The 2,839-nt window shown below is 34.2% G+C and carries 5 protein-coding genes; all 5 read left to right on the top strand.

The genetic code is table 11. The features are described from left to right. Positions 1-138 precede the first annotated feature (138 nt). The 5 genes from Q9R40_RS09510 (at position 139) to Q9R40_RS09490 (ending at position 2,535) form a co-directional block, all read left to right on the top strand. On the top strand, positions 139-399 hold the full coding sequence (locus Q9R40_RS09510) for a hypothetical protein (RefSeq protein ID WP_057719479.1): 261 nt from the start codon (positions 139-141) through the stop codon (positions 397-399). Then, positions 399-809 (top strand): hypothetical protein, encoded by a 411-nt coding sequence (locus tag Q9R40_RS09505; protein ID WP_304677426.1) that lies wholly within the window; start codon positions 399-401, stop codon positions 807-809. The genes Q9R40_RS09510 and Q9R40_RS09505 overlap by 1 nt, the downstream gene beginning before the upstream one ends. A 9-nt stretch (positions 810-818) precedes the next feature. After that, a complete protein-coding gene (locus Q9R40_RS09500) occupies positions 819-1,076 on the top strand; it encodes a hypothetical protein (protein ID WP_304677425.1) in 258 nt (85 codons plus the stop codon). Between the two features lie 186 nt (positions 1,077-1,262). After that, a complete protein-coding gene (locus Q9R40_RS09495; protein WP_304677424.1) occupies positions 1,263-1,610 on the top strand; it encodes a phage holin in 348 nt (115 codons plus the stop codon). Further along, positions 1,603-2,535: a GH25 family lysozyme gene (locus tag Q9R40_RS09490; protein WP_304677422.1), complete on the top strand. Its 933-nt coding sequence runs from the start codon at positions 1,603-1,605 to the stop codon at positions 2,533-2,535. Before Q9R40_RS09495 ends, Q9R40_RS09490 begins: the two co-directional genes overlap by 8 nt. Positions 2,536-2,839 lie beyond the last annotated feature (304 nt).

Genomic DNA, 2,839 nt, shown 5'->3' with positions numbered 1-2,839 from the left:
TGAATAACGATAATGCAGTATCACAAAAATTAATTAATAAGCTTGCAGTTAGTGAGTATAACAATGCAGTTTTAGAGGCAAAGGTTGACGAATTAACTCAAAAAGTAAATCAATTAAAGTCAGAAAAGGAGAACAATGATGTTAAGAACAAGTAAATCAATTGCAATTTCAGGAAGATCAATGGTAGAAGATAAGCAAGTAGCTACTTTTAATGCCAATATTTATGAAGCTAATGCGTCTGGTGGTAGTGATAACATCAATATGATTATTACTGACCGTGATCTATATGATAAGAATAAATCTGCTGTACGAAAAGACTTACAAGACTTCCAAGCTAAAGTATGGTCTGCACAAGATGAGGTAATGGCAGAAAGTGATGAGAAAGCAAGTGAATCATAATGAGCAAAGAAGTGGAGCAATTATGGGAGAATGTAAAACATAATCCTCTTCATTTGATTATTGGTTTGATGCTAGTTTTATCTGGCGGATTTCTCTTGATTTGTGATGATTTTTTCTTATGGCCACCCGAATGGACTAACTTTTTTAATAATGACTTGATTGACGCTATTGCAATTGTAATTGGCGTCTTTTATTTTGCCTACGTTTTAGCCGGCGCTAAAAGTCCACTGGCTAATATTTGCCTTTTAACTAGTAGCGCTTTTCTTTTAACAATCCTTATTGTTTTAGAAATTGGATATGTATTAGCCTTTCAAAATTATTCATTATTAATGGCAGCTATTTATCAATTTGGAATTTTGCTGTTAGTTCAAGTATGTGCATCAAGATCACCTGGCATGAAAAGAAAGTAGGGATAGGAAGTGCAAGAATGGATTGATTTTGTTCAAAAAATCGCGCTTCTTATTTCTAGTGTTGTGGGATTATTAACGATTTTTAATACTTTAAAACAGACTGATTATTCGAATGCTAAGGAAAAGAAAGAAGAGCTAAAAGAAGATGTAGAACTATATCGTAAACGATGGCTTCAGGCAGAAGAAGCTTATGACAAGCTTTTAAAAGATAACGAGAGGCTTAAAAGACAAGTTACTAGATTAGAAAGTAGGAAAAACAATGAATAATAAGTTAGAGAAGGAATTGGAGAAGCTAAACGTAAAGCGAGCAAAGCTATCTCAATTTTTGTCAAAGCAAAATAAACAGACTGTATCTGCTAACCAATTAGAACTATTGAAACAATAAAAACAAGTAATGGCTAAATATGCGAAAGTTTTAAAGCTACGTATTAAAGACTTAAAGGAGACTGAATAATGAATAGCATTTTTATTGATGTATCTGCTGTAATTGTTGCGCTAGCAGTTTCATATTTTGTGTTTTGGTATCAAAAACATAAGATAGAAATTGATAAAAAACGAGCTAAGGGAGATGCTTTAGCTTTTGTAGTTGATACGTTGGGTCAAGTTGCTACTAATGTAGTTTACGATTTAAAAGATAGTTCAGAACAAGGCGCCGAAAAGAAAAAACAAGCTAAAGTTAAAATTAAGAATTTTTATGCAGATGCTCATTTACCAGCACCTAGTGACGACCAGCTTTCTGGTGCAATTGAAAAAGCTGTAGCTATAATGAAGTTATCAAATGAAGGTGGAAAGAATGAATAAAGTAGAAAAAAGAAGTTATGGCGTAGATGTGTCCAGTTTTCAAGGGACTGATTTATCAGCTATGGCCAGAGCAGGTGCTAAGTTTGCTATTGTGAAAACTTCAGAAGGATTGGACTATAGAAATCCAAAAGCCCAAGCTCAGGTAGAGAGTGCCAAAGCTAATAATATGATGACCATGGAGTATCATTATGCAAGATTTAGTAATGATCCTAATTTGGCAGTTCAAGAAGGAAACTATGCAGTATCATCAGCTAAATTAGTTGGCATTGAGCCGGGCAGTTATCTAGCTTGTGACTATGAACAAGGAAGTGGAAATGAAACTGGAGGTAATCGTGAAGATAACACGACTGCAATTTTAAAGTTTTTAGATGCAATCGTGAGTGCAGGGTATAAGCCACTGTTATATTCTGGAGCTGCACTCATGAAAAATAAGATTAATACGGCTAGAATTTTAGAAAATTACCCTAATTGTTTATGGGTTGCTGCTTATCCTTATAAAGGGGCAACAAATACTCCGGATTTCAATTATTTTCCTTCTATGGAGGGCGTGATTATCTGGCAGTTTACGAATAACTGGCGTGGTATGGATGTTGATGGAAATATTAATTTATTGGAATTAGAAACTACAGTATCTGTATCACAACCAGCTAAAGTACCTGTAGTACCTAATAGTTGGATTGATAATTTTGGAGATAAGTGGGTTAAAGAGGATGGTACTTTTATCACTGATCGCCCAATTAATTTGCGCAAAGGTGCAAAACTTACTAGCGATATTCTTACTACTTTACCAGCTGGTTCAGTAATTAAGTATGATGCTTACAGTCGCCACGGTGGCTATGTCTGGATTAGACAACCAAGAGCTAACGGAGAACATGGTTTCTTAGTTTGTCGTCAAGGTAATGATCCATGGGGAAGATTTGAATAGAAAATAGTAGGTAATTTAAAAGCCACTCTGGAGATTAAGTTCTCTGGAGTGGCTTATTTTTGTGCTTATATAATAGTAGAAAAATGATATAATTTTATTTGCTGTGTCATGGAGAGTAAGACGTGACACGGCTTTTTTGATACAAAATTGATACAAAAAAATCATACAACCATGTTTAGTAATAGGCGAAAATACCGTTAAAAGCATGGATTAATCCATAATAAACATTATTTGATGTAAAAAATGAGACCCCTCATCTCCATAAATAAAAGTCTGTAGGTACTAATCTTACAGGCTTTTTCTT

The sequence above is a fragment of the uncultured Lactobacillus sp. genome (assembly GCF_948948975.1).
Classification (GTDB): domain Bacteria; phylum Bacillota; class Bacilli; order Lactobacillales; family Lactobacillaceae; genus Lactobacillus.
This window is presented reverse-complemented; position numbering and strand designations above follow the sequence as displayed.

Excerpts from the sequence above, each read along its gene's own strand:
- Q9R40_RS09505 (WP_304677426.1), top strand. The coding sequence starts at position 399 with ATGAGCAAAGAAGTGGAGCAATTATGGGAGAATGTAAAACATAATCCT.
- Q9R40_RS09490 (WP_304677422.1), top strand. The coding sequence starts at position 1,603 with ATGAATAAAGTAGAAAAAAGAAGTTATGGCGTAGATGTGTCCAGTTTT.
- Q9R40_RS09510 (WP_057719479.1), top strand. The coding sequence starts at position 139 with ATGTTAAGAACAAGTAAATCAATTGCAATTTCAGGAAGATCAATGGTA.
- Q9R40_RS09495 (WP_304677424.1), top strand. The coding sequence starts at position 1,263 with ATGAATAGCATTTTTATTGATGTATCTGCTGTAATTGTTGCGCTAGCA.